The 21,988-nt window shown below is 65.6% G+C and carries 20 protein-coding genes; 9 read left to right on the top strand and 11 right to left on the bottom strand.

Features of this window, described 5'->3' with window-relative positions:
- Nucleotides 1-3: 3 nt before the first annotated feature.
- A complete protein-coding gene (locus ASD15_RS07230; RefSeq protein ID WP_057154158.1) occupies nucleotides 4-1,248 on the bottom strand; it encodes a nucleoside recognition domain-containing protein in 1,245 nt (414 codons plus the stop codon).
- 191 nt (nucleotides 1,249-1,439) lie between these two features.
- Here ASD15_RS07230 and ASD15_RS07225 point away from each other — a divergent pair, with 191 nt between their 5' ends.
- From ASD15_RS07225 to ASD15_RS07210, 4 genes are all read left to right on the top strand, one after another.
- A complete protein-coding gene (locus tag ASD15_RS07225) occupies nucleotides 1,440-3,272 on the top strand; it encodes an ABC transporter substrate-binding protein (RefSeq protein WP_229418099.1) in 1,833 nt (610 codons plus the stop codon).
- A 218-nt stretch (nucleotides 3,273-3,490) separates the two neighbouring features.
- A complete protein-coding gene (locus ASD15_RS07220; protein WP_229418098.1) occupies nucleotides 3,491-6,193 on the top strand; it encodes a TonB-dependent receptor in 2,703 nt (900 codons plus the stop codon).
- 10 nt (nucleotides 6,194-6,203) lie between these two features.
- On the top strand, nucleotides 6,204-7,298 hold the full coding sequence (locus tag ASD15_RS07215) for an LD-carboxypeptidase (RefSeq protein ID WP_057154156.1): 1,095 nt from the start codon (nucleotides 6,204-6,206) through the stop codon (nucleotides 7,296-7,298).
- 59 nt (nucleotides 7,299-7,357) lie between these two features.
- Nucleotides 7,358-8,275, top strand: a complete 918-nt coding sequence (locus ASD15_RS07210; RefSeq protein ID WP_057154155.1) for a YihY/virulence factor BrkB family protein — start codon at nucleotides 7,358-7,360, stop codon at nucleotides 8,273-8,275.
- Here the strand turns inward: ASD15_RS07210 and ASD15_RS07205 are convergent.
- On the bottom strand, nucleotides 8,256-9,584 hold the full coding sequence (locus ASD15_RS07205) for an ATP-binding protein (RefSeq protein ID WP_057154154.1): 1,329 nt from the start codon (nucleotides 9,582-9,584) through the stop codon (nucleotides 8,256-8,258). The two genes, ASD15_RS07210 and ASD15_RS07205, sit on opposite strands and share 20 nt — an antisense overlap.
- A 132-nt stretch (nucleotides 9,585-9,716) precedes the next feature.
- Between ASD15_RS07205 and ASD15_RS07200 the strand changes: the two genes are divergently transcribed.
- Genes ASD15_RS07200 through ASD15_RS07190 form a run of 3 tightly spaced genes read left to right on the top strand, consistent with a single transcriptional unit; the run spans nucleotide 9,717 to nucleotide 12,608 of the window.
- Nucleotides 9,717-10,961 carry a hypothetical protein gene (locus ASD15_RS07200; RefSeq protein ID WP_057154153.1) on the top strand — a complete coding sequence of 415 codons (1,245 nt, stop codon included), beginning with the start codon at nucleotides 9,717-9,719 and terminating at the stop codon, nucleotides 10,959-10,961.
- Between the two features lie 34 nt (nucleotides 10,962-10,995).
- A complete protein-coding gene (locus ASD15_RS07195) occupies nucleotides 10,996-11,880 on the top strand; it encodes a MipA/OmpV family protein (protein ID WP_229418097.1) in 885 nt (294 codons plus the stop codon).
- Between the two features lie 2 nt (nucleotides 11,881-11,882).
- A complete protein-coding gene (locus ASD15_RS07190; protein WP_057154152.1) occupies nucleotides 11,883-12,608 on the top strand; it encodes a hypothetical protein in 726 nt (241 codons plus the stop codon).
- 13 nt (nucleotides 12,609-12,621) lie between these two features.
- Here the strand turns inward: ASD15_RS07190 and ASD15_RS07185 are convergent, their stop codons facing one another.
- From ASD15_RS07185 to ASD15_RS07155, 7 genes are all read right to left on the bottom strand, one after another.
- On the bottom strand, nucleotides 12,622-13,350 hold the full coding sequence (locus tag ASD15_RS07185) for a response regulator (protein WP_057154151.1): 729 nt from the start codon (nucleotides 13,348-13,350) through the stop codon (nucleotides 12,622-12,624).
- Nucleotides 13,351-13,352: 2 nt separating this feature from the next.
- On the bottom strand, nucleotides 13,353-14,480 hold the full coding sequence (locus ASD15_RS07180) for an acyl-CoA dehydrogenase family protein (protein ID WP_057154150.1): 1,128 nt from the start codon (nucleotides 14,478-14,480) through the stop codon (nucleotides 13,353-13,355).
- 20 nt (nucleotides 14,481-14,500) lie between these two features.
- On the bottom strand, nucleotides 14,501-15,181 hold the full coding sequence (locus tag ASD15_RS07175; RefSeq protein WP_057154149.1) for an SDR family oxidoreductase: 681 nt from the start codon (nucleotides 15,179-15,181) through the stop codon (nucleotides 14,501-14,503).
- Nucleotides 15,182-15,183: 2 nt separating this feature from the next.
- On the bottom strand, nucleotides 15,184-16,383 hold the full coding sequence (locus ASD15_RS07170) for an acetyl-CoA C-acyltransferase (protein WP_057154148.1): 1,200 nt from the start codon (nucleotides 16,381-16,383) through the stop codon (nucleotides 15,184-15,186).
- A complete protein-coding gene (gene aceK / locus ASD15_RS07165) occupies nucleotides 16,376-18,208 on the bottom strand; it encodes a bifunctional isocitrate dehydrogenase kinase/phosphatase (RefSeq protein WP_057154317.1) in 1,833 nt (610 codons plus the stop codon). Before aceK ends, ASD15_RS07170 begins: the two co-directional genes overlap by 8 nt.
- Nucleotides 18,209-18,242: 34 nt before the next feature.
- Nucleotides 18,243-19,427 carry an isovaleryl-CoA dehydrogenase gene (locus tag ASD15_RS07160; RefSeq protein ID WP_057154147.1) on the bottom strand — a complete coding sequence of 395 codons (1,185 nt, stop codon included), beginning with the start codon at nucleotides 19,425-19,427 and terminating at the stop codon, nucleotides 18,243-18,245.
- Between the two features lie 70 nt (nucleotides 19,428-19,497).
- Nucleotides 19,498-19,902, bottom strand: a complete 405-nt coding sequence (locus ASD15_RS07155; protein WP_057154146.1) for a MerR family DNA-binding transcriptional regulator — start codon at nucleotides 19,900-19,902, stop codon at nucleotides 19,498-19,500.
- Nucleotides 19,903-20,305: 403 nt separating this feature from the next.
- On the opposite strand from ASD15_RS07155, the gene ASD15_RS07150 reads away from it, so the two are divergent.
- On the top strand, nucleotides 20,306-20,713 hold the full coding sequence (locus tag ASD15_RS07150) for a hypothetical protein (RefSeq protein WP_056400088.1): 408 nt from the start codon (nucleotides 20,306-20,308) through the stop codon (nucleotides 20,711-20,713).
- A 189-nt stretch (nucleotides 20,714-20,902) separates the two neighbouring features.
- Nucleotides 20,903-21,070 (top strand): hypothetical protein, encoded by a 168-nt coding sequence (locus tag ASD15_RS32860; protein WP_165917882.1) that lies wholly within the window; start codon nucleotides 20,903-20,905, stop codon nucleotides 21,068-21,070.
- Nucleotides 21,071-21,083: 13 nt separating this feature from the next.
- Here the strand turns inward: ASD15_RS32860 and ASD15_RS07145 are convergent, their stop codons facing one another.
- A complete protein-coding gene (locus tag ASD15_RS07145) occupies nucleotides 21,084-21,668 on the bottom strand; it encodes a UbiX family flavin prenyltransferase (RefSeq protein WP_057154145.1) in 585 nt (194 codons plus the stop codon).
- Entirely contained in the window at nucleotides 21,661-21,972 is a 312-nt protein-coding gene (gene grxD, locus ASD15_RS07140) for a Grx4 family monothiol glutaredoxin (RefSeq protein WP_057154144.1), read from the bottom strand. The genes ASD15_RS07145 and grxD overlap by 8 nt, the downstream gene beginning before the upstream one ends.
- Nucleotides 21,973-21,988 lie beyond the last annotated feature (16 nt).

The following is a 21,988-nucleotide window of genomic DNA, read 5'->3' as shown; positions in this document are numbered from 1 at the left end:
GGATTAGCCTTGGTGGAAGAATACATAGGAAACGGCGATGGCGGTGATCACGCCGGCCAGGTCGGCGATCAGGCCGCAGGAGATAGCATAGCGCGTCTTGCGGATGCCCACCGAGCCGAAATACAGCGCCACGATGTAGAAGGTGGTGTCGGCCGAGCCCTGGAATACGCAGGCCAGGCGGCCGACGAAGGAGTCCACGCCGTAGGTGTTCATGGCGTCGATCATCATGGCTTTCGAGCCGCTGCCGCTGAGCGGCTTCATCAGCGCGGTCGGCAGCGCCGGCACGAAGTCGGTGTTCATGCCGAGCGCGGTGAAGATCCAGTTGAAGCCGCCCACCACGAAACTGAACACGCCCGCGTTGCGGATCACGCTGATGGCCACCAGCATGCCCACCAGGTAGGGGATCACCGTCAGCGAGGTCTGGATGCCGCCCTTGGCGCCTTCGATGAAGGCTTCGTACACATTCACCTTCTTGCGCAATGCGCCGACGATGAAAATCGTGATCACCCCGATCAGTATCGCGTTGCTGACCACCTTGGACACGGTGGCGATCTCGGCCTTGGTCAGGTATTGCGTGAAGTACCAGATCAGCGCCACGATGGCCGATGTCATGCCGCCCAGCCAGGACAGCACCACGCTGTCGAACAGGTTGATGCGCTGGCGGATCGACACGGCGATGATGCCGGCCACGGTTGCCACATACGTCGCGATCATGCAGGGAATGAAAATGTCGGACGGGTCGGCCGCGCCGAGGATGGAGCGCTGCGCCATGATGGCCAGCGGAATCAGGGTCAGGCCCGAGGTGTGCAGCACCAGGAACATGATCTGCGCGTTGGTGGGTTCGTCCTTGTTCGGGTTCAGCGTCTGCAGGCTTTCCATTGCCTTCAGGCCGAACGGCGTGGCCGCGTTGTCCAGGCCCAGCAGGTTGGCCGAGAAATTCATCACCATGTGGCCGTTGGCCGGGTGGTCTTTCGGCACTTCCGGGAAGATGCGCGAGAAGAACGGTGCGATCACTTTCGCCAGCCAGCCCACCACGCCGGCCTTCTCGCCGATGTTCATGATACCCAGCCACAAGGTCATCACGCCAGCCAGCGGCAGCGCAATGTCCATCACGCCCATCTTGGCCGACTCGAAGGTGCCGTCGATCACTTTCTTGAAAATCTCGTTATCGCCCAGGAACAGCCATTGCGCAAAGGCAGCAGCAAAGCCGACCAGGAAGAAGCCAGACCAGATGTAATTGAGCGACATAGGACGAAATTTCCGATAACAGGGGTGACAGGACGATTTTGCAGGCAAAGTATAGAGCCACGGCATTATGCCGCGATGAAAGAATGCAGGCCGCGCATGCAAAAAAGTTATAAGCTGCGGGCCCGATTTCATGGTCGGTCAAGCGCGCGATGGCTTATCCTGTGGCGGTTTCTATAGAGCGAGGAAAGAAGATGGCAGGCAACATGGCATTGAAGTGGAAACGGGCGCTGGGGACGGCTGTGCTGGCGCTGGCTGCCGCGCAAGCGCCCATCGTGGCAGCCGCCCCCGGCACTGCCGCCGCGCCCAAGGTGCTGCACGCCTTCCTGTCCACCGGCGAGACCGGCCTCGACCCGGCAGTCGCCTCCGACATCGCCACCCTGGCCCTGCTGGAAAACCTGTACGACCCGCTGCTGCGCTACGACTACCTGGCGCGCCCGGTCAAGCTGCAGCCCAACACGCTGCGCGCCATGCCGCAGGTGGACCAGGCCGGCCTGACCTATACCTTCCAGCTCACCCCCGGCATCCGCTTCACGCCCGATCCCGCCTTCAAGGGCAAGCCGCGCGAAGTGACCGCCGAAGACTACGTCTACAGCCTCAAGCGCCTGTATGACCCGGAACTGAAATCGCCCTGGCTGTTCCTGCTGGAAGGCAAGCTGGCGGGCGATGGTGCCTTGAAAACCAGGTTCAGCCACGCCACCGCCATCCCCGGCCTGCAGGCGGTGGACAAGTACACCCTGCGCATCCGCCTGAGCGCGCCCGATCCGAACTTCCTCTACTACCTGGCCATGCCGGCCACGGCCGTAGTGGCGCGCGAAGTGGCCGAAGCCTACGGCAGCCAGATGGGCAACCACCCGGTCGGCACCGGGCCCTTCCTGGTGGGCGAATGGAAGCGCAGCGACAAGATCACCCTGCTGGCCAATCCGGACTTCCGCGCCACCGTGTTTCACGCCGCTCCGGCCGCCGGCGTGCCGCCCGAATCGCGCGCCGCGGCCGCCGCGCTGGAGGGCAGGCGGCTGCCGCTGGTGGACCGTATCGAGGTCAAGATCATGGAGGAGTACCAGTCACGCATGCTGGGCTTCCTGAACGGCGAGTTCGACTACATCGAGCAGGTGCCCGAGTCGATGAAGGACATGGTGCTGCGCAGCGATTCCGCCGCGCCCGAGCTCAAGCCCGAGCTGGCCGGGAAAGGCATGCAGCTGTCGCCCTTCCCCGTGCTGCAGACCTACTACATGTGGATGAACATGGAAGACCCGCTGATCGGCGGCTATGGCAAGGACAAGGTGGCGCTGCGGCGCGCCATCGCGCTCAGCTACAACAGTGCGGAGGACGTGGCGCTGCTGAAGAAGGGCCTGGCGCTGCCGGCGCAGTCGCCGCTGCCGCCCAATGTGCTGGGCTACGACCCCGCCTACCGCAGTCCCATCGCCTATAACCCGGCGCTGGCGCGCGCTTTGCTGGACCGCTACGGCTACCGCATCGGCAAGCACGGCTATCGCACCCTGCCCAACGGCCAGCCACTGCTGCTGACCATGCATTCCGAACCGTCCATGGTGGGCCGCCTGCGCGACGAACTGTGGCGCAAAGGGTTGAACGCCATTGGCCTGCAGGTGCAGTTCAAGAGCGACAAGAAGACTGAAATCATCAAGGCTTCCCGGTTGGGCAAGGTGATGATGTTTGAAACCAACTGGATTGCCGATTTCCCGGATGGCGATAATTATTTGCAATTGTTGTATGGCCCCAACAGCGGCCGCGCCAATTACGCGCGCTTCAACCTGCCCGAGTACAACCGCCGCTACGAGCGCGCGCGCCAGCTGGGCGACACGCCCGAGCGCCGCGTGCTGTACCGCGAGATGAAGCAGCTGATCCACGCCTACAACCCGTGGGTGCTGCTGACCCACCCGATTTCCGCTGATATCAGGCAACCGTGGCTAAAAAACTACATCCGCCACCCGGTGGAGTTCACAAACTGGCGTTATCTCGATTTGGACGTTGCAGAGCGGAATCAGCTCACTAAAATGGCGCCCTGATTGAATTTCTTACATTCATTCCTAAAAGTTATGGTTAAGTGAGGTATTTTCATTGGATAGCGTGGAGTGCAAAGCGCTACTCTGAATTTTCCATGCGGCGCGCAAGACGCCGTGCCCGGTACCGGGCAGTCAAGAGTTCGTTCAAATCAAGGGAGAGTACGGTGAAGGTTAAAAAACTCGCGCAGATGATTGCGCTGATAGGTGTAGTGGGCCCCGTCATGGCTCAGCAAGCTGCCCCGCAGCAAATCCAGCGGGTGGAAATCACCGGCTCCAGCATCAAACGCGTGGCCAAGGAAGGCGCGCTGCCGGTGCAAGTGGTGACCTTCGACGCCATCGAGAAGGCCGGCATCACCGACACCGAACAGCTGCTGCGCACCATTTCCGCCAGCGGCACCGGCGCCGACAATATGACTTCCGGTAATAACGTGTTCGGCGCGGACGCCGACCGCGTTTCCGGCGGCGCTTCCTTCGCCTCGCTGCGCGGCCTGGGCCCGAACGCCACGCTGGTGCTGCTGAACGGCCGCCGCGTGGGCAACCACGGCGCCTCCGGCAAGGCGGTCGACCTGAATTCGATCCCGCTGGGCGCCATCCAGCGCGTGGAAATCCTGAAAGACGGCGCTTCGGCCATTTACGGCACCGACGCCATCGGCGGCGTGGTCAACTTCATCCTGAAGACCGACTACAAGGGCCTGGAACTGTCCACCACGCTGAACGGCACCGAAGCGGGCGGCGGCATGAACCGCCGCGTGTCGGCGCTGGGCGGCCTGGGCGACCTGCAAAAGGACGGCTGGAACGTCATGGCCTCCGTCACGCACGACAACAACGACAAGCTGAGCTCGAGCCAGCGCGACTTCGCCAACGGCTTCCAGCCGTCGCGCGGCCTGTCGCCGGACACCACCGGCACGCCGTTCGCCAACATCCTGACCGGCCCCGGCACCGCGCTGGGTACCGGCTTCAAAATGCCGGGCGACAGCACCACCTATCTGCAGGCCGGCCTGCTGAGCCTGCAAGGCAAGTGCGACACCATTCCCGGCATGTCGCAGTACCAGAGCGACCTGTGGAAGGACGTCACCGCCGTCACGCGCTCCAAGTATTCCTGCGCCTACGATTACGGCGGCGACTACGTGATCAGCTTCCCGGTCGAGCGCACCAACGCCGTCTCGCGCGGCACGCTGAAGATCAACGACGACCACAAGGTGTTCTTCGAACTGCTCGGCTCGCGCACCGAAGCCACCGCGTCGCTGACGCCGGTGCAGATCTCCACCAGCCTGGCCAACGGCGCCGCCTACCCGGTCAACGGCCCCTACTACCAGGACCTGTCGCAATACATCCCGACCTACGACAAGACCAAGCCCATCATCTACAAGTGGCGCAGCACGCCATGGGGTGACCGCACGCAGAATAACGTGACCGAGAACTACCGCCTGCTGGTGGCCGCCGAAGGCCTGCTGCTGGGCAAATACGACTACAAGCTGGGCCTGTCGCGCGCGGAAAGCACCACCAAGACCGCGCTGGTGGACGGCTATGGCTACACCGACAAGATCTACGCGGCCCTGGGCAGCGGCAAGATCAACCCATGGCTGGCGCCGGGCCAGACCCAGACCGCCGAAGCGATGCAGCTGATCGAATCGACCAAGTACAAGGGCGCTTTCCAGCACGGCAAGACCACCATGACCCAGCTGGACGGCTCGGTCTCGGGCGAAGTGCTGCAGCTGCCGGCCGGCGCCATGTCGATGGCGGCGGGCTTCGACCTGCGCAAGGAAACCTATGACTTCGCGCAGGACGTGGACGCGACCAAGATCCTGCTGTCGCCCGGCAATGCTCCGCTGAACGGCGCGTCGCGCAATGTGCGCGCCGTCTACGCCGAGCTGCTGGTGCCGGTGCTGAAGGACCTGGAAGTGCAGCTGGCCGTGCGCCGCGACGATTACAGCCTGATCGGCGCCACCACCAACCCGAAAGTGTCGTTCCGCTACCAGCCTACCAGCAACATGGTGCTGCGCGGTTCGGCCAACAAGGGCTTCCTGGCGCCGAGCTTCACCCAGCTGTACGCGGGCCGCCTGTCGCAGGAACTGCCGAACGGCATCATCGACCAGGAAGGCTGCGCCAAGAATCCGGGCAATCCGCTGTTCTGCGCCATTCCGCGCCTGAACTACAACACCGGCGGCAACCCCAACCTGAAGCCGGAAACGTCCAAGCAGGGCACGCTGGGCATTGTGGTGGAACCGGTGCGCGGCTTCTCCGCGTCGCTGGACTTCTGGGCCATCAACATCCAGGACCGCATCCTGAACCGCACGCCGCAAGTGGTGCTGGCCAACTGGCAGTTCCTGCCCGAGTACATCATCCGCGACCAGGCCACCGGCGTCATCGACCATGTGGAAGCGGGCTGGATCAACGCGGCCGGCCTGAAAACCCGCGGCGCCGACCTGGGCCTGCAGGCCGACGGCAAATATGAAGGCTACAAATGGGTCGCCAAGCTGGACGGCACCTACATGAAGAGCTTCAAGTTCGCCGAATTCGAAGGCCAGCCGTTCAAGGAGCAAGTGGGCGTGTTCAACAGCCGCGACATCTACCTGCGCTGGAAGCACAACGCCAGCATCAGCGTGTCCAAGGGCGACTGGAGCGCGCTGTTCACGCAGAACTACTCCACCGGCTACAACGACCAGGTGCCGAACGGCGGCAAGGGCACGCCGCCGCCGGGCTTCGTGCCGCGCGTGAAGCACTACGAGAAGTATGACCTGACGGGCACCTACACCGGCTACAAGAACGCCACCATCACGGTGGGCATCCTGAACCTGTTCGACAAGACCCCGCCGTTCACCGCGCACAACGTGGATGAAGTGGTGGGGGCAGGCTGGGACCCGCGCGTGGCAGACGCGCGCGGCCGTTCGCTGTCCGTCAACCTCAAGTACAAGTTCATGTAAGCGGATCGCGGTGCCGACACATACACAACTGAGCCGGCGCCGCTTCGGCAGCCTGGTGGCTACCGCCACCGGGGCCGCGCTGGCAGCCGTCGCGCTGCCAGCCGCAGCGGCCAAGCATGTCCCTTCGCAAGGAAACAAAGCCATGACCAAGCCGCAGTTGACCAAGCCGCCGCGCCTGGAGCCCGGCGACCTGGTCGGCATCATCGCACCCGGCGGGCACACCAGTCCCAAGGCCATCGAGAAAGCCGTGCGCAACATCGAGTCGCTCGGCCTGCGCGTCAAGCTGGGCGAGCACATCCACGCGGTGCACGGCAATTACGGCGGCACGGTGGCGCAGCGCCTGGAAGACCTGCACGGCATGTTCGCCGACCCGCAAGTGAACGCCATCTGGGCCATCCGGGGCGGCTCCGGCTGCATCTCGCTGCTGCCCCATATCGACTACCGGCTGATCGGCGCCAATCCCAAGGTGCTGATCGGCTATTCCGACATCACCGCCCTGCACCTGGCCATCAACAAGCACGCCGGGCTGGTCACTTTCCACGGACCGGTGGCGTCGTCCACTTTTTCCGAATACGCGGTGGCGCAGCTGAAAAACGTGCTGATGACGCCGCACGAGCGCTACACCATCTCCATGTCGCAGGACAACGCGCACAAGGCCGTGGCCGAGCCGCAGTACACGGTGCGCACGGTGCACGGCGGCCAGTGCACCGGCCACCTCACCGGCGGCAACCTGTGCCTGGTCAGCGCGCTGGAGGGCACGCCGTACGCGGCCGACATCAAGGGCAGCATCCTGTTCCTGGAAGAGGTGAACGAAGCGCCCTACCGCATCGACCGCATGCTGATGCAGTTGCAGCTGAGCCAGGGCTTGAAGAATACCGCCGGCGTGATGCTGGGCATCTTCGAAAACTGCGAGAACCAGGATGACGACATCTCGCTCACGCTGAACGAAACCGTGGACCAGCATCTGCTGCCGCTGCAACAGACCGCCGTGGCCGGCTACTCCTTCGGCCATATCCGGCACCAGTTCACCATCCCCATGGGCGTGCAAGCCACCCTGGACGCCGAGCGGCAGACGCTGACCTTGCTGGAGCCGGCGGTCAGCTGACGCGGCGCGCTGCGGGCTGTTGCGCGCCAGCCATTGTGCGGGCTGCGTAGAATGGGCCCATGCGTATGCTCACAAGCAAGGCCGCCGCCTGGGTGGCCAGCCACCCCCTGGATTTCGCGCTGCAGTGCATTCGCGGCTTCCGCGCCAACCAGGGACTGCTGCTGGCGGGCGCCGTCGCCTATTACTCACTGCTGTCCATCGTGCCGCTGCTGATGCTGGTGGTGGTGGTGCTGTCCCATTGGCTGGACCCGGTCGAACTGCTGGGCACCATCGGCCACTACCTGGAATGGCTGGTGCCGGGCCAGTCGCGCGCCATCGTCGCCGAGGTCGGCCAGTTCCTGGCCCAGCGCAGCGTTATCGGCTGGCTGCTGGCGCTCACCATGCTGTTTTTCAGCTCGCTGGCCTTCACGGTGCTGGAAAACGCCATGTGCGTCATCTTCATGCACCGGGTGGCGATACGGCGCCGCCACTTCCTGGTCTCCGCCATCCTGCCCTACTGCTACATCCTGTCGCTGGGCCTTGGCATCCTGCTGGTGACCCTGGTGGCCGGCGGCCTGCAGGTGATCGGCGAGGAAGAGCTGCAATTTCTCGGCTACCGCTGGTCGCTGCACGGCGTGTCCGGCGTGCTGCTGTACACGCTGGGCGTGGCCGGCGAAGTGCTGATGCTGACCTCGATTTACCTGGTGATGCCGGTGGGCCGGTTGTCGTATGCGCACGCGCTGATCGGCGGCGTGACCGCCACCGTGCTGTGGGAACTGGCGCGCCATGTGCTGGTCTGGTACTTCAGCACCCTGTCGCAGGTGAACGTGGTGTACGGCTCGCTGACCACCGCCATCGTGGTCATGTTCAGCCTGGAGATCGCCGCCGCGCTGCTGCTGTTCGGCGCCCAGGTGATCTCCGAGTTCGAGCGCGTGGGACGCCACCAGCAGGACCAGGCGGCGCCGCCGCTGCGCACCGTCAGCCCGGCAGGCGAATGACGAAGCGGGCGCCGCCCAGCGCGCCGTCCTCGACATGCAGGCTGCCGCCGTGCAGCGCCACCGCCTTGTGCGCAATCGACAGGCCCAGGCCGAAGCCGCCGCTGGCGCGGTCGCGGCTGCGGTCGAGCCGGTAGAACGGCGCGAACACCCGTTCGCGCTCCGCAGCGGGAATGCCGGGGCCGTCGTCCTCGACGGCGATGACGATGGCGCCGCCTTGGCCCGGGCCTGCGCTGCCCTGGCGTTCTGCGTCCAGCAGCACCCGGCCGGCGCCGTATTTGGCCGCGTTGCCGAGCAGGTTGGCCACGGCCCGCATCAGCAGGCGGCCGTCGCCGTCCAGCTGCCCCAGGTCGCCGATGCGCGTTGCCAGCGCCGTGCCGCCGGCTTCGGCCGCTGCCGCTGCGGCGTGCAGCGCCGCCGCCAGGTCGAAGGGCTGGCGCTGCATGGCTTGGCCGCTGTCCAGCTTGGCCATGCCCAGCAATTCTGTCATCAGCCCGTTCAATTCGCGCAGATCCTGCTCCATGGCGGCGATGCGCTCTTCCAGCGCCGGCCTGGCCGCCGCGTCCGCCGCCGTGCGCAGCAGCTCCAGGCCGAACTCCAGCCGCGCGATCGGCGTGCGCACCTCGTGCGAGACCGAATGCAGCAGCGTGCGCTGCGCCTCCATCAGGCGCTCGATGCGGTCCGCCATGTTGTCCATGCGCTCGGCCAGCGGGTAGATGCTGGCGCTGGCCGGCATGCGCGCCCGCGCCGACAGCTGGCCGGCGCCGAACTCGTCGGCCACGCGCGCCAGCGCCTGCATGCCGCGCCAGTGCGCGCGCGACCACAGCGCGATCGGGATCAGCAGGGCCAGCGCCACGATGGCGTAGCGCAGCGCCTCCTGCTGCAAGGCTTGCGCGATATTGATCGGCAAGCCCTCGGCGCGCAGCACCTCGGCCTCGCTGCCGATGTAGCGCTCGCCGGCCAGGTCCACCCGCCGCAGGAAGGCCTTGTCGCCCACCTGGAACACCATGCCGCCGCGCCGCAGCACGGCCGCGTCGGCGGCGGGCAGCGCGGCCAGGCTCGGTTCCAGCGGCAGCAGCTCGTAGCGCACCGTGGAGACCTCGCGCAGCTTGTTCAGCCGCACCAGCCACTCGTCGGCCGGCGCCTGGTCGACATATTGCTCCAGCAGGAACACCTCGGCCGCCGCCTGGCGCCGGGCGATGTCCTCCAACGGATCGCCGTACAGGCGGCTGATCGCGAAATAGATGGCAAAGGTGGCCGCCGTGATGGCCAGCATGACCAGCACGAAAAAGCGGAAGAACAGGCGGTTCATGGCCTTAGTTTATAAGCAATGGCGTGGCGCCGTCGGGGCGCTTACAAATTTATGACAATTGACCGACATTTGGAGGGGGACGCCCGCCGCGCCCCTGCCTAAGATGGCATGATTACTTACCAAGGAGCTATCATGAGCAAAGTGTCAAGCAAGGCCGTTGCCGCAGTTCTGTTTCCCCTGGCCGCAGTCGTGCTGGCCGCGTGCGGCGGCAGCGGCGGTGCCGCCGCGCCCGGCGGCCAGAGCAAGCCCATCGCCGTGGGCGAGCCGTCGCCCGCCGCCCTGGTGGTGAAGGCCGATTTCGTCAGCATGGCGCGCGCCGCCACTTGCAGCGAGCTGCGCAACCGCCTGTACCTCATCGACCAGAAGCAGGTGCTGTGGGACCGCGCCGGCAATTGCCCCGACAACGCCGATAGCCGCACCCTGTTCGGCGCCCTGCCCGCGCAGCAGTTGTGCCTGTCCGGCGGCCTGCTTTCCGGCCCGCGCACCAGCTGCGCCGACGACAGCAAGCGCGCGCAGTTCGAGACCATGATCAACAACCTGGACAAGGCCGACCTGGGCCTGGGCGCCGGCCACCAGATCGAGATCGTCAACGTGCTGCCGCCGGACGGCGCCACGCTGGGCATGGAAATCCTGAGGCAGAGCCCGTACACCGGCATCGACGAGGCGCGCACCGTGGTGCTGACCGACACGGCTTCCTTCGAGGCGGTGTGGAACGACTGGCACCGCATCCTGAGCAGCATCCACCTGCCGCCGAAGATCGACTTCAGCCGCAAAATGGTGGTGGGCATACTGACCGGCAGGCAGAAGAGCGATTGCCGCTCGGTCACGGTCGGCCGCGTCGGTGTCGCCGACGGCAAACTGGCGGTGCAGTACGAGCAGGACCGCGTGGACCCGGCGGCGCAGTGCATCGCCCAGTTCACCAGCCCCGGCGTGCTGGTGGTACTGGACCGCTACGACGCCCCGGTGGTGTTCAGCCGCATCACGCCGCAGAAGGTGGCCTTCAGCCGCGTCCAGACCAGCCTGAACCACGCGCTGACGGGGCAAGCGCCCAGCAACGCGGTGGTGAAGGACGCCGCCTCCTGGGCCGCGCTGTGGAGCCGTTACAGCACGCCCGGCGCGCCGCTGCCGGCGGTGGACTTCAGCAAGTCGATGGTGCTGTCCGCCTACTACGGCATGGCTCCCGGCTGCGACGGCACCAGGCTGGAAGAAGTGGCGCGCGTGGACGGCCAGCTGTACGTCACCAGCAGCGACACGCCGCCCGGCCCGAACGTAGCCTGCCACGCCGCCTTTACCGCGCGCGGCGCCATGGTCACGGTGGACCGCAGCGACGAGCCGGTGGCGTTCATCATCCGGCAGATGCCTGCGCCGACCATATAGAATGGCGGGCATCGCCCCCACTGAGCCATCATCCATGCGCATGCCCCACACCATTGCCCGTTGCTTTGCCGTTGCAGCGCTGCTGGCCGCCTGCGGCACGGCGGCCGCGCAGACGCCGGTCGTCAACCCGATGCCGGACGGCAGCCGCGATATGTACCTCGGGCTGGGCCTGCAAAGCGCCAACCGCTACGAGGGCGGCCGCAGCCGCCACGCGATGCTGATGCCGGTGCTGCAGGCCGAATGGAGCAACGGCGTATTCCTGTCGGGCGCCACCGCCGGCATGCACTGGTCCGACCGCGCCGGCCTGGAGTACGGGCCGCTGCTGTCGCTGCATCCCGGGCGCAGCGAGCGCGGCCGGGCACTCACCGGCGGCGGCCTGAGCGGCACGGGCAGCAACACCGCGCTGCCGCAGATCGGCATGGACGGCGGCACCCCCCTCACCCGCATGACCGGCATGCCCGACGTGCCGCGCCGGCTGGAGGCGGGCGCTTTCCTGACCTGGTACCTGACGCCCGAATGGCGCCTGGCGAACAACGTGCTGTATGGGGCAGGCCAGCAGCATGACGGCCTGCGCGCGATGCTGGACCTGCAGCGCATCGCCACCCACGTGGCGCCGCACCACACGCTGTCCTTCACCGCCGGCCTGGCGCTGGCCGACGCCCGCTACAACCGCGCGATGTTCGGCGTCAGCCCGGCCCAGGAAATGATGACGCCGGGCGTCACCCGGCGCGCCTATGCGCCCGGCGGCGGCATCAAGGACGTGCATGCCGGCGTGCGCTGGAACTGGGCCCTGGCGCCGTCCTGGATGCTGACCAGCGGCACCCATGTGGCGCGCCTGGCCGGCGACGCCAAGGCCAGCCCGCTGGTTGAACGGTCCGTCAACGTCACGGTGTGGTCGGCACTGGCCTACCGCTTCTGAGCATGAACGCCAGGCGCTCCCTGTTCGCGGTGCTGCTGCTGCCGGCCTGGCTGGCTATGCAGGGCGCCGGCGCGCAAGCGCAGGAAGGCGAGTGGCTGAGCTATCGCGACGCCTACCGCGCCATGGTGGTGTTCGAAAAATACGGCAAGCCCAAGCATTTCCTGCAAAACCACTTCCAGATCATTGCCAGGGACGGCGCCACGCTGGACGGCTTGCGCCTGACGCTGAACGCCAGGGGCAGCCAGCTCAACCTGCCGCTGGACGCGGCCGGACGCGCCGTGTTCCCGCTGCTGAAGGCGGCCTACGACGACAATGCCGTGCTGATGCTGAACCGCAAGCTGTCCGGCTACGCCTACCGGCCGCGCGTGTCCATCATGGCGCGCGCCGACGGCGTGTACGAGGCGGCCGACCTGCGCACCGCCTGCGAGCAGGCGCAGGCTTACCAGCGCGTCACGGACGCGGCGTTTCGCGGCGGGCGCTGCGTGGGTGTGCGGTTTGCTTTTGCGCGCAGGGGCGAGGCCCAGGTGCGGCTGCGGCACGGCGCGCAGGACAGCGCGCCGCTGCCGGTGGCCGAAGGCCCGGCGTTCGCGGACGGCGCCGGCGCCGACTTCAGCATCGTCAGCTACCGCTTCGACGCGCCGCCGGCGCCGGGGCAGGCCGCCGGCCACGCTGCCGGTCAGGTCATCAGCCTGTCGCCGCCGCTGGCGATCGCGCCGCTCTACGAGTAGCGCGGCAAGCGGCTTACTGCCAGGCCGACGGCGAGAACAGGTAGCCCTCGCCCCATACCGTCTTGATTTTTTCCGCCTCGTGGTCATCGAAGCGGCGGCGCAGCTTGGAGATGCTGTTGTCGATGCTGCGGTCCATGCCGTCGAATTCCAGGCCGCGCAGCTTCTTCAGCAGCGCATCGCGCGACAGCACGGTGCCGGCCGCCTCGGCCAGCACCAGCAGCAGCTTGTATTCGCTGCCGCTGAGTACCACCGGCGCGCCGCGCCAGCGTACCTGGCGGTCGCTGGTGGCGATGCACAGCGCGCCGAATTGCAGCGTGCCCGGCGCGGCGGCCGGCGCATTGGCTGCGCCGCCCTCTGCGGAACCCGGGCCCGCGGCCGGTCCCGCGCGCCGCAGCAGCGCGCGCAGGCGCGCCAGCAGCACGCGCGGCTGTACCGGCTTGTTGATGAAATCATCGGCGCCGTGCTCCAGCAGCGCCACCTGGTCGTAATCGTCCTCGCGCGCCGTCAGCACCAGGATGGGCGTGCCGGCCAGCGCGCGCAGCTGGCGGCACACGTCGGCGCCGTCCATCCCGGGCAGCATCAGGTCCAGCACCACCACGTCCGGCGCGAACGCCTGGAAGCGCGCCGGCGCTTCGTCGCCGCGCGCCACCACCGCCACCTCGAACTCGTAGGCGGCCAGGTACTCGGCGATCAGGGAAGACAGCCTGGCGTCATCCTCCACCAGCATCAGCCTTGTCGCCATGCCTACAGTGCCCGCGCGATCAGCAGCTTCTGGATATCGCTGGTGCCCTCGTAGATCTGGCACACGCGCACGTCGCGGTAGATGCGCTCGACCGGGAAGTCGGACACATAGCCGTAGCCGCCGTGCACCTGGATCGCGTCCGAGCACACGCGCTCGGCCATCTCGGAGGCGAACAGCTTGGCCATGGCCGCCTCTTTCAGGCAGGGCTGGCCGGCGTCCTTCAGCGCGGCCGCGTGCATGATCAGCTGGCGCGCCGCTTCGATCTGCGTGGCCATGTCGGCCAGCTTGAACTGCACCGACTGGTGCTCGAAGATGGCCTTGCCGAAGGTCTCGCGCTCGCGCGCGTATTTCAGCGCGGCTTCGTAGGCCGCGCGCGCCATGCCCACCGACTGCGAAGCGATGCCGATGCGGCCGCCCTCCAGGCCGGACAGCGCGATCTTGTAGCCCATGCCCTCTTCACCGATCAGGTTCTCGGCCGGGATGCGGCAATTCTCGAACAGGATCTGCGCCGTGTCCGACGAGTGCTGGCCCATCTTCTGTTCCAGGCCCGCCACGATGTAGCCCGGCGCATTGGTCGGCACCCAGAACGCGCTGATGCCCTTCTTGCCGGCCGCCTTGTCGGTGACCGCCATGACAATGGCCACGTCGGCGTATTTGCCGCTGGTGATGAACTGCTTGACGCCGTTGATCACATATTCGTCGCCATCGCGCACGGCGGTGGTGCGCAGCGCCGCCGCGTCCGAGCCGGTGTGCGGCTCGGTCAGGCAGAACGCGCCCAGCATCTCGCCCTGGGCCAGCGGGCGCAGCCACTGCCGCTTCTGTTGCTCGCTGGCGTACATCATGGCGATGCTGCACACCGGGCAGTTGTTGACCGAGATGACGGTGGAGGTGCCGCCGTCGCCGGCCGCGATTTCCTCCAGCACCAGCGCCAGCGACACGTAGTCCATGCCGGCCCCGCCCAGTTCCTCCGGCACCGCCACGCCGAACGCGCCCAGTGCCGCCAGCTCCTTCAATTCTTCCTTGGGGAAGTGGTGTTCCTTGTCCCAGCGCGCCGCATTGGGCGCCAGGCGCTCCTGCGAAAAGGTGCGCAGGGCGTCTCGTATCATTTGGTGTTCTTCGCTCAGTATCATTCTGTGCTTTCAATGCGGGGTTACCAGGCGATGGGGGTGCCATCGTAGTTGCGGAACACGGCTTGCGTCGAGCCGGGTACGGTATCCAGCGTGTGGCGGATGCCGGCTGCGCTTTCTTCCACCGTCAGGTCGGCGCCGCCGCCGCCCATCTCGGTGCGCACCCAGCCCGGGTGCAGCGCCACGCAGGTGACGCCCTTGGCGCCGAAGGTGAGCGCGGTGTCGATCAGCACCGAGTTGAGCGCGGCCTTGCTGGCGCGGTACAGCGAGCCGCCCGCGTGGCCGCGCTCGCTGAGCGAACCCATGCGCGAGGACAGCACCGCCAGCTTGCCGCCGCTGCGCTTGCCATGCGCGGCCACCAGCGGCGCCAGCATGGGCAGCAGCCGCATCGCCGCCAGCACATTGGTGTGCATCACCTGGTCGAAGTCGGTCTGCAGCGGGAAGCCGTCGTGGCGCGGGCCGTACACGCCCGCGTTCAGGATGGCCACGTCCAGCTGTTCGCCGTCCAGCTTCCAGCCCAGGCCGGCCACCGCTTCCACGTCGGTCACATCCAGCGTGTGCGTTTCCGCACCCATGTCGGCCAGCTCGGCGATGTCGTCCGGCTTGCGCGCGGTGGCGATCACGCGCCAGCCGTCGTGCAGGTACTGGCGCGCCAGTTCGTGCCCGATGCCGCGCGAGGCGCCGATGATGAGTGCGGCCGGCATGCTTACACCAGTTCGATGGCCATGGCGGTGGCTTCGCCGCCGCCGATGCACAGCGCCGCCACGCCGCGCTTGCCGCCGGTGCGCTTGAGCGCGCCGATCAGCGTGACGATGATGCGCGCGCCGGAGGCGCCGATCGGGTGGCCCAGCGCGCAGGCGCCGCCGTGCACGTTCACTTTGCTGTGCGGGATGTCCAGGTCGCGCATGGCGGCCATCGGCACGGCGGCGAACGCCTCGTTGATCTCGAACAGGTCCACGTCCTTGGCGGCCCAGCCGGTTTTCTTGAACAGCTTCTCGATGGCGCCGATCGGCGCCACCGTGAACTGGTCCGGCGCCAGCGCGTTGGTGGCGTGGCCCAGCACCCTGGCGATCGGCGTCAGGCCCTGCGCCTTGGCGGTCGATTCGCGCATCATCACCAGCGCGGCGGCGCCGTCGTTGATGGACGAGGACGAGGCGGCGGTGATGGTGCCGTCCTTCTTGAAGGCGGTGCGCAGGGTCGGGATCTTGTCGATCTTGGCCTTCAGCGGGCCTTCGTCTTTTTCAACCACGGTGTCGCCGGCGCGGGTGGTCACCGTCACGGGCGCCACTTCCCACTTGAACCAGCCTTCGCTGGTGGCGGCCTGCGCGCGCTTGACGGATTCGATCGCGAACGCGTCCTGGTCTTCACGGGTGAACTGGTACTTGGCCGAGCACTCTTCGGCGAAGGTGCCCATGGAACGGCCTTCGCCGGTCTTCTCGTTGCGCGAGTAAGCGTCTTCCAGGCCGTCGTACATCATGTGGTCGAACATCATGCCGTGGCCGATGCGGTAGCCGCCGCGCGCCTTGGGAATGATGTAGGGCGCGTTGGTCATCGATTCCATGCCGCCGGCCACGATCACGTCGGCGCTGCCAGCCGCCAGCGCGTCGTAGGCGTAGATCGCGGCCTGCATGGCCGAGCCGCACATTTTCGACAGCGTCACCGCGCCGGTGGAGGTCGGCAGGCCGGCTTTCAGCAGCGCCTGGCGCGCCGGCGCCTGGCCCTGCCCCGCCATCAGGCAGTTGCCGAAGTAGACGTGTTCGACGGCGGCCGGCGCCACGCCGGAACGCTCGACGGCGGCCTGGATCGCCACGGCGCCCAGGTCGTGCGCGCTCTTGGCCGAGAAGTCGCCCTGGAAGGCGCCCATGGGGGTGCGGGCTGCGCCCACGATAACGATAGGATCATTCATTTTCACTGGTCTCCAAAAGAGTCGGCGCCACGTGCGCCGCCGGGGTGATGGCAGGTGTGCCCTGATACGAAAAACGGATGTGCTGCGGATACGGGAAGACGTCCTCCACGATGCCGGCTTCGATGCGCTCCTTGCGCCGCTGCCAGAATTCGCGCGTCAGCAGGTCGGCGTGGTGCTGCATGAAATACTTGCGGATCTTCGCGTTGCCCAGCAGGAAACGGCCGAACTGTTCGGGGAATACGTCGTGCTTGCCGACGTGGTACCACGGCTCGGCCGACATCTCTTCCTCCTCGGTGCGCGCCTCGGGGATGTCGCGGAACACGCAGTCGGTGATGTACTCGATTTCGTCGTAGTCGTAGAACACCACGCGTTTGTGGCGGGTGACACCGAAATTCTTGTACAGCATGTCGCCGGGGAAGATGTTGGCCGCCACCAGTTCCTTGATGGCGTTGCCGTATTCCAGCACGCCGTGCTCGAGGCGGGCATCGTCGCCCTGCTGCTCGGCGTTGGTGAGCCAGATATTCAGCGGCACCATGCGGCGTTCGATGTACAGGTGCTTGATGACGATCTTGTCGCCATCCTCTTCCAGCAGCGACGGCGCGTACTTGCGGATCTCGTCGAGCAGCTCTTCCTTCATGCGCGCGCGCGGGAAGGCCACGTTGGAATACTCCAGCGTGTCGGCCATGCGGCCCACGCGGTCGTGGTGCTTGACCAGCAGGTATTTTTCCTTCACCAGCGCGCGCGTGGTCTCCTTGGGCGGCGGGAAGAAATCCTTGATCACCTTGAACACATAGGGGAAGGACGGCAGCGCGAACACCAGCATCACCAGGCCGCGGATGCCGGGCGCCACGTCGAACTGGTCGGACGAATGCTTCAGGTGCTGCAGGTAGTCGCGGTAGAACAGCGTCTTGCCCTGCTTCTGCAGGCCGAGGATGGTGTAGATCTCGCTGCGCGGCTTGCGCGGCAGCAGCGTGCGCAGGAATTGCACGTAGGCCGAGGGCACTTCCATGTCCACCTGGAAGTAGGCGCGCGTAAACGAGAACAGGATGATGATCTGTTCCTGCTCGAACAGCACCGTGTCCAGCACCAGCTGGCCGTGGCGGTTGTGCAGGATCGGCACCACGAAGGGATACTCGCGCGCGCCGTTGATGCCCTTGCCCACGATGTAGGCGCCCTTGTTGCGGAAGAACAGGCTGGACAGCACCTGGATCTGGTGGTTGGGCTCCAGCGTTTCGCCGCCGAACAGCTGGCGCAGGCGCGACTCCACCTGCTCCACGTCGCGGTCCAGGTTGGCGAACCGGGCGTTGAGCTGGAAATTGGTGACGATGCGCCTGAGCGTGAAGCGCAGGCCGTCCGTGCCCGGGTAGTACATGCGGTAGGTGGGCGCCGGCTCTTCCGTTTCGATGTACTCGGTGGACACCACCGGCCGCACGAAGATGAACTCGTTGTGGAAATAGCTGCGGTGCAGGATGTTGCAGCACACCGAGTTGAAGAAGGTCTCGGCCAGCTCCGGCTGCTTGTGGCCGGACAGCAGGCCGATGAAGTGCAGCTTGCATTCGCGCCACACCTCGTCGCTCAGGTCCTCCGGCGCGTACTCGTCCTCCAGCAGGTGCACGCATTCCTGCACCCGCTTGTCGTAGAAGCCGATGCGCTCGCGCGCGGCCTGCTGCGCCACCTTCCAGTCGCCGCGCTCGAAATACTCGCGGGCTTGCTGGCTGGACTGGCGGAACAGGCGGTAATGCTTGTCGAAGCCGTCGCGGATGGTGAGCGCGATGTCGAACGCTATCTGGGAAGACAGCAGTTTGGGGAATGCAGCCTGGTTCATCATGGACGGGCCGGCATCATCGCGCTCTGGCGGCTTACTTGGTTTCCGCGAACAGCTCGCGGCCGATCAGCATGCGGCGGATCTCGCTGGTGCCGGCGCCGATTTCATACAGCTTGGCGTCGCGCCACAAGCGGCCCACCGGATACTCGTTGATGTAGCCGTTGCCGCCCAGGGTCTGGATCGCCTCGCCGGCCATCCACGTGGCTTTCTCCGCGCTGTACAGGATGGCGCCGGCGGCGTCCTTGCGCAGCTGGCGCACCGCTTCCGGCGTGGTGGCGCGGTCGCAGGCCTGGCCGACGGCGTAGACATAGGCCTTGCAGGCCATCATGGTCGAGTACATATCGGCCAGCTTGCCCTGCATCAGCTGGAACTCGCCGATCGGCTGGCCGAACTGCCTGCGGTCGTGGATGTAGGGCACCACCGCGTCCATGCAGGCCTGCATGATGCCCAGCGGGCCGCCGGACAGCACGGTGCGCTCGAAGTCCAGGCCGGACATCAGCACGTTGACGCCCTTGCCCAGGCCGCCCAGCACGTTCTCGGCCGGCACTTCGCAGTCCTGGAACACCAGTTCGCCGGTGTGCGAACCGCGCATGCCCAGCTTGTCCAGTTTCTGTGCCACCGAGAAGCCCTTGAAATTCTTCTCGATCAGGAAGGCGGTCATGCCGCGCGGGCCGGCTTCCAGGTCGTTCTTGGCATACACCACCAGCACGTCCGCGTCGGGGCCGTTGGTGATCCACATCTTGGTGCCGTTGAGCACCCAGCGGTCGCCCTTCCAGTCGGCGCGCAGCTTCATGCTCACCACGTCGGAACCGGCGTTCGGCTCGGACATGGCCAGCGCGCCCACGTGTTCGCCCGAGATCAGCTTGGGCAGGTATTTTTGTTTTTGCTCTTCGGTGCCGTTGCGCTTGATCTGGTTCACGCACAGGTTGGAGTGGGCGCCGTAGGACAGGCCCACCGAGGCCGAGGCGCGCGAGATTTCTTCCATCGCCACGATGTGGGCCAGGTAGCCCATATTGGCGCCGCCGTACTGCTCGCTGACGGTGATGCCCAGCAGGCCCAGGTCGCCCATCTTGCGCCACAGGTCCATCGGGAACTGGTCGCTGCGGTCGATCTCGGCGGCGCGCGGCGCGATTTCGGCGGCGGCGAATTCCTGCACGGCGGAACGGAGGGCGGCGATGTCTTCGCCGTGGTCAAAGGTCAGGCCTGGGAGATGGAGCATGTCGTCCTCATTCTTCTGGTTGGGGGTGTTGAAGCCCTCATCATACCGCGATGTGACGTTAACGTAAACGTCAAGTAGCGCTGGTCTGCGGCTCCGCGATCGCCGCCAGCATGCGCCTGCAATCTTCCTCGTGGGCGGTGATTTCGGCCAGCGTCATGTCGATGTCTTCGCGCTGCTGTTCCAGCATGTCGCGGTGCTGCTGCAGGACGCCCAGGAAGCGGTGCATCTGCGCGCTGGTGTCCTTGGGCGACTCGTACATGTCCACCAGGCCCTTGATTTCGGACAGCGACAGGCCCAGGCGCTTGCCGCGCAGGGTCAGCTTCAGGCGGGTGCGGTCGCGCGGCGTATACACGCGGTTGCGGCCGCCGGCGCCTTCGCGCGACGGGCTCAGCAGGCCCTGGTCTTCGTAGAAGCGGATCGCGCGCGCCGTGATGTCGAATTCACGGGCCAGTTCGGTGATGGTATAGGTTGGCATATTGATAAAATAGGCAGCAGCGGTGGCTTTAGGCTTCCGTTTACGTAACGTTAAAGACATTGTAGCCCATGACAGGACGGACAGTTGGTGGCAATTGATGACCACGAATGGCGTATCGTGCGACGGCCTTGCGCTGCGGGCGGCATCATATGTATTGGCATAAAGGCAGCACCATCACCGTGCATGCGCTCGCGTCTGTCCTGAACGAACGTTCAGTCTAAAAAATTGCCCTCTAAATTCAATTTGCCGTATCATGTCATATCAGAAATAAAATTTGGACGTTATGCGAGCGAAAGCACGCAGCAATGAGGGAAAAATGTTAAATCTTCCATTCTTGATTGTCACAGTTTGTCTGACACTGCGAGAGACTGACTTTCATTGCATGACATGAAATAGTGCAACTATGAATTCTTCTAACGAACGCGAAAGCTTTAGCCAGCGCTTGCAGCAGGCTCTGAAAAACGCCCACTACTCCCCCGATAGCCCGACCCGACTGGCACGCGAATTTAACATTCGTTTCGACGGACGCCCCATAACGGTGCACGCAGCGCGCAAATGGCTGGTCGGCGAAGCCATTCCCACCCAGGAAAAGCTGCGCATGATAGCCCAATGGCTGGGTGTGCCTGCCGACTGGCTCCGTTTCGGCGGTCCGGAAGCGGCAGCGCCGGCCGGCGAAAGCAGCAATGGCCTGTCCCGTTTCGAGTCGGCCGACGTCAAGCTGATCGCCGATTTGCAGCGCCTGGACGAACATCACCGCCAGATCGCGCGCGAATTTATCCGCATGCTGGTGCGGGTGAACTACCAAAAGTAACAAAACAGCACGTCCGTTCTTGATACATTGCCAAATATAAGAACGGGCGTGCCACGATTGCGCCGCAGCGCGCTTTTCCGCCGAATGTTCGGCTCCAATAGCAAATTGTCATAGTTCCGAAACGGATTTGGTGCACAATAGGGTTGCGTAATGCACGCGCTATTTCAGGAGTCCGGATTGAGCCGCTTGATGAGAAACAACTACAGCAATGTAGCGCAGCTGAAAGACCTGATGACCGCCCCGCCGATGACGGCAGCCCGCCACGCTGAATTGATGCGCAAGCGCATCGCGCAGCGCCGCATGCTGGAAGAAGCGAGGGAATTGAAGCGTGCCAGCAGCAGCTTCGAGAAAACCTAGCGCATAGCGGGTTTCAGGTCGGGCTCAGGCCGTGCCAGCGCGGCGCCAGCTGGTGTTCCAGGCCGAACAGGTCGATCACGCGGGCCACCGTGTGGTCCACCATCTCGGCGATGCTTTGGGGCTGGTGGTAGAAGCTGGGCAGGGGCGGGAAGATGATGCCGCCCATTTCAGTGACGGCGGTCATATTGCGCAGGTGCGCCAGGTTGAACGGCGTTTCGCGCACCATCAGCACCAGGCGGCGGCGCTCCTTGAGCACCACGTCGGCTGCGCGCGCGATCAGGTTGTCCGACAGGCCGTGCGCCACGGACGCCAGCGTCTTCATCGAGCACGGCGCAATCACCATCCCGTCCGACTGGAACGAACCGCTGGCGATGGACGCGCCGATATTGTGCTGCCGGTGCACCACGTCGGCCAGCGCTTCCACTTCCTTGCGCTGCAGGCCGGTTTCCTGGTGCAGGGTCAGCACGGCCGCGTCCGAGACCACCAGGTGGGTCTCGACGTCCGGCGTCTCTTTCAGCACCTGCAGCAGACGCACCCCATACACGGCGCCGGTGGCGCCGGTGATGGCAATGACGATCCGCTGCGGGCGATCAGGCATCCAGCAGGGCCTTCAGTTCGCCCGACTCAAACATCTCGTTCATGATGTCCGAACCGCCGATGAATTCGCCCTTGATGTAGAGCTGGGGGATGGTCGGCCAGTTCGAGTATTCCTTGATGCCCTGGCGGACTTCAGGATCGTCCAGCACGTTTACGGTGGCGATGTTTTCCACGCCGCACGCCTTCAGGATCTGGATGGCGCGGCCGGAAAAGCCGCACTGCGGGAACTGGGCGGTGCCCTTCATGAACAGGACCACTGGGGTGTTGGTCACGGTTTCTTTGATCCAGGTTTGTACGTCGCTCATTTGCTGCCTCGGGGGA

Origin of the sequence: Massilia sp. Root351 (genome assembly GCF_001425045.1) — a bacterium.
In the GTDB taxonomy this organism is placed as follows: domain Bacteria; phylum Pseudomonadota; class Gammaproteobacteria; order Burkholderiales; family Burkholderiaceae_D; genus Rugamonas.
Note: the sequence above shows the minus strand (reverse complement) of the source record. Positions and strands in the feature narration are given on the sequence as shown.

What these genes read in the sequence shown, in the direction of transcription:
- ASD15_RS07230 (WP_057154158.1), bottom strand. Translation starts at nt 1,248, where the DNA reads ATGTCGCTCAATTACATCTGGTCTGGCTTCTTCCTGGTCGGCTTTGCT.
- ASD15_RS07225 (WP_229418099.1), top strand. Translation starts at nt 1,440, where the DNA reads ATGGCAGGCAACATGGCATTGAAGTGGAAACGGGCGCTGGGGACGGCT.
- ASD15_RS07220 (WP_229418098.1), top strand. Translation starts at nt 3,491, where the DNA reads ATGGCTCAGCAAGCTGCCCCGCAGCAAATCCAGCGGGTGGAAATCACC.
- ASD15_RS07210 (WP_057154155.1), top strand. Translation starts at nt 7,358, where the DNA reads ATGCGTATGCTCACAAGCAAGGCCGCCGCCTGGGTGGCCAGCCACCCC.
- ASD15_RS07205 (WP_057154154.1), bottom strand. Translation starts at nt 9,584, where the DNA reads ATGAACCGCCTGTTCTTCCGCTTTTTCGTGCTGGTCATGCTGGCCATC.
- ASD15_RS07200 (WP_057154153.1), top strand. Translation starts at nt 9,717, where the DNA reads ATGAGCAAAGTGTCAAGCAAGGCCGTTGCCGCAGTTCTGTTTCCCCTG.
- ASD15_RS07195 (WP_229418097.1), top strand. Translation starts at nt 10,996, where the DNA reads ATGCGCATGCCCCACACCATTGCCCGTTGCTTTGCCGTTGCAGCGCTG.
- ASD15_RS07190 (WP_057154152.1), top strand. Translation starts at nt 11,883, where the DNA reads ATGAACGCCAGGCGCTCCCTGTTCGCGGTGCTGCTGCTGCCGGCCTGG.
- ASD15_RS07185 (WP_057154151.1), bottom strand. Translation starts at nt 13,350, where the DNA reads ATGGCGACAAGGCTGATGCTGGTGGAGGATGACGCCAGGCTGTCTTCC.
- ASD15_RS07180 (WP_057154150.1), bottom strand. Translation starts at nt 14,480, where the DNA reads ATGATACTGAGCGAAGAACACCAAATGATACGAGACGCCCTGCGCACC.
- ASD15_RS07175 (WP_057154149.1), bottom strand. Translation starts at nt 15,181, where the DNA reads ATGCCGGCCGCACTCATCATCGGCGCCTCGCGCGGCATCGGGCACGAA.
- ASD15_RS07170 (WP_057154148.1), bottom strand. Translation starts at nt 16,383, where the DNA reads ATGAATGATCCTATCGTTATCGTGGGCGCAGCCCGCACCCCCATGGGC.
- aceK (WP_057154317.1), bottom strand. Translation starts at nt 18,208, where the DNA reads ATGAACCAGGCTGCATTCCCCAAACTGCTGTCTTCCCAGATAGCGTTC.
- ASD15_RS07160 (WP_057154147.1), bottom strand. Translation starts at nt 19,427, where the DNA reads ATGCTCCATCTCCCAGGCCTGACCTTTGACCACGGCGAAGACATCGCC.
- ASD15_RS07155 (WP_057154146.1), bottom strand. Translation starts at nt 19,902, where the DNA reads ATGCCAACCTATACCATCACCGAACTGGCCCGTGAATTCGACATCACG.
- ASD15_RS07150 (WP_056400088.1), top strand. Translation starts at nt 20,306, where the DNA reads ATGAATTCTTCTAACGAACGCGAAAGCTTTAGCCAGCGCTTGCAGCAG.
- ASD15_RS32860 (WP_165917882.1), top strand. Translation starts at nt 20,903, where the DNA reads ATGAGAAACAACTACAGCAATGTAGCGCAGCTGAAAGACCTGATGACC.
- ASD15_RS07145 (WP_057154145.1), bottom strand. Translation starts at nt 21,668, where the DNA reads ATGCCTGATCGCCCGCAGCGGATCGTCATTGCCATCACCGGCGCCACC.
- grxD (WP_057154144.1), bottom strand. Translation starts at nt 21,972, where the DNA reads ATGAGCGACGTACAAACCTGGATCAAAGAAACCGTGACCAACACCCCA.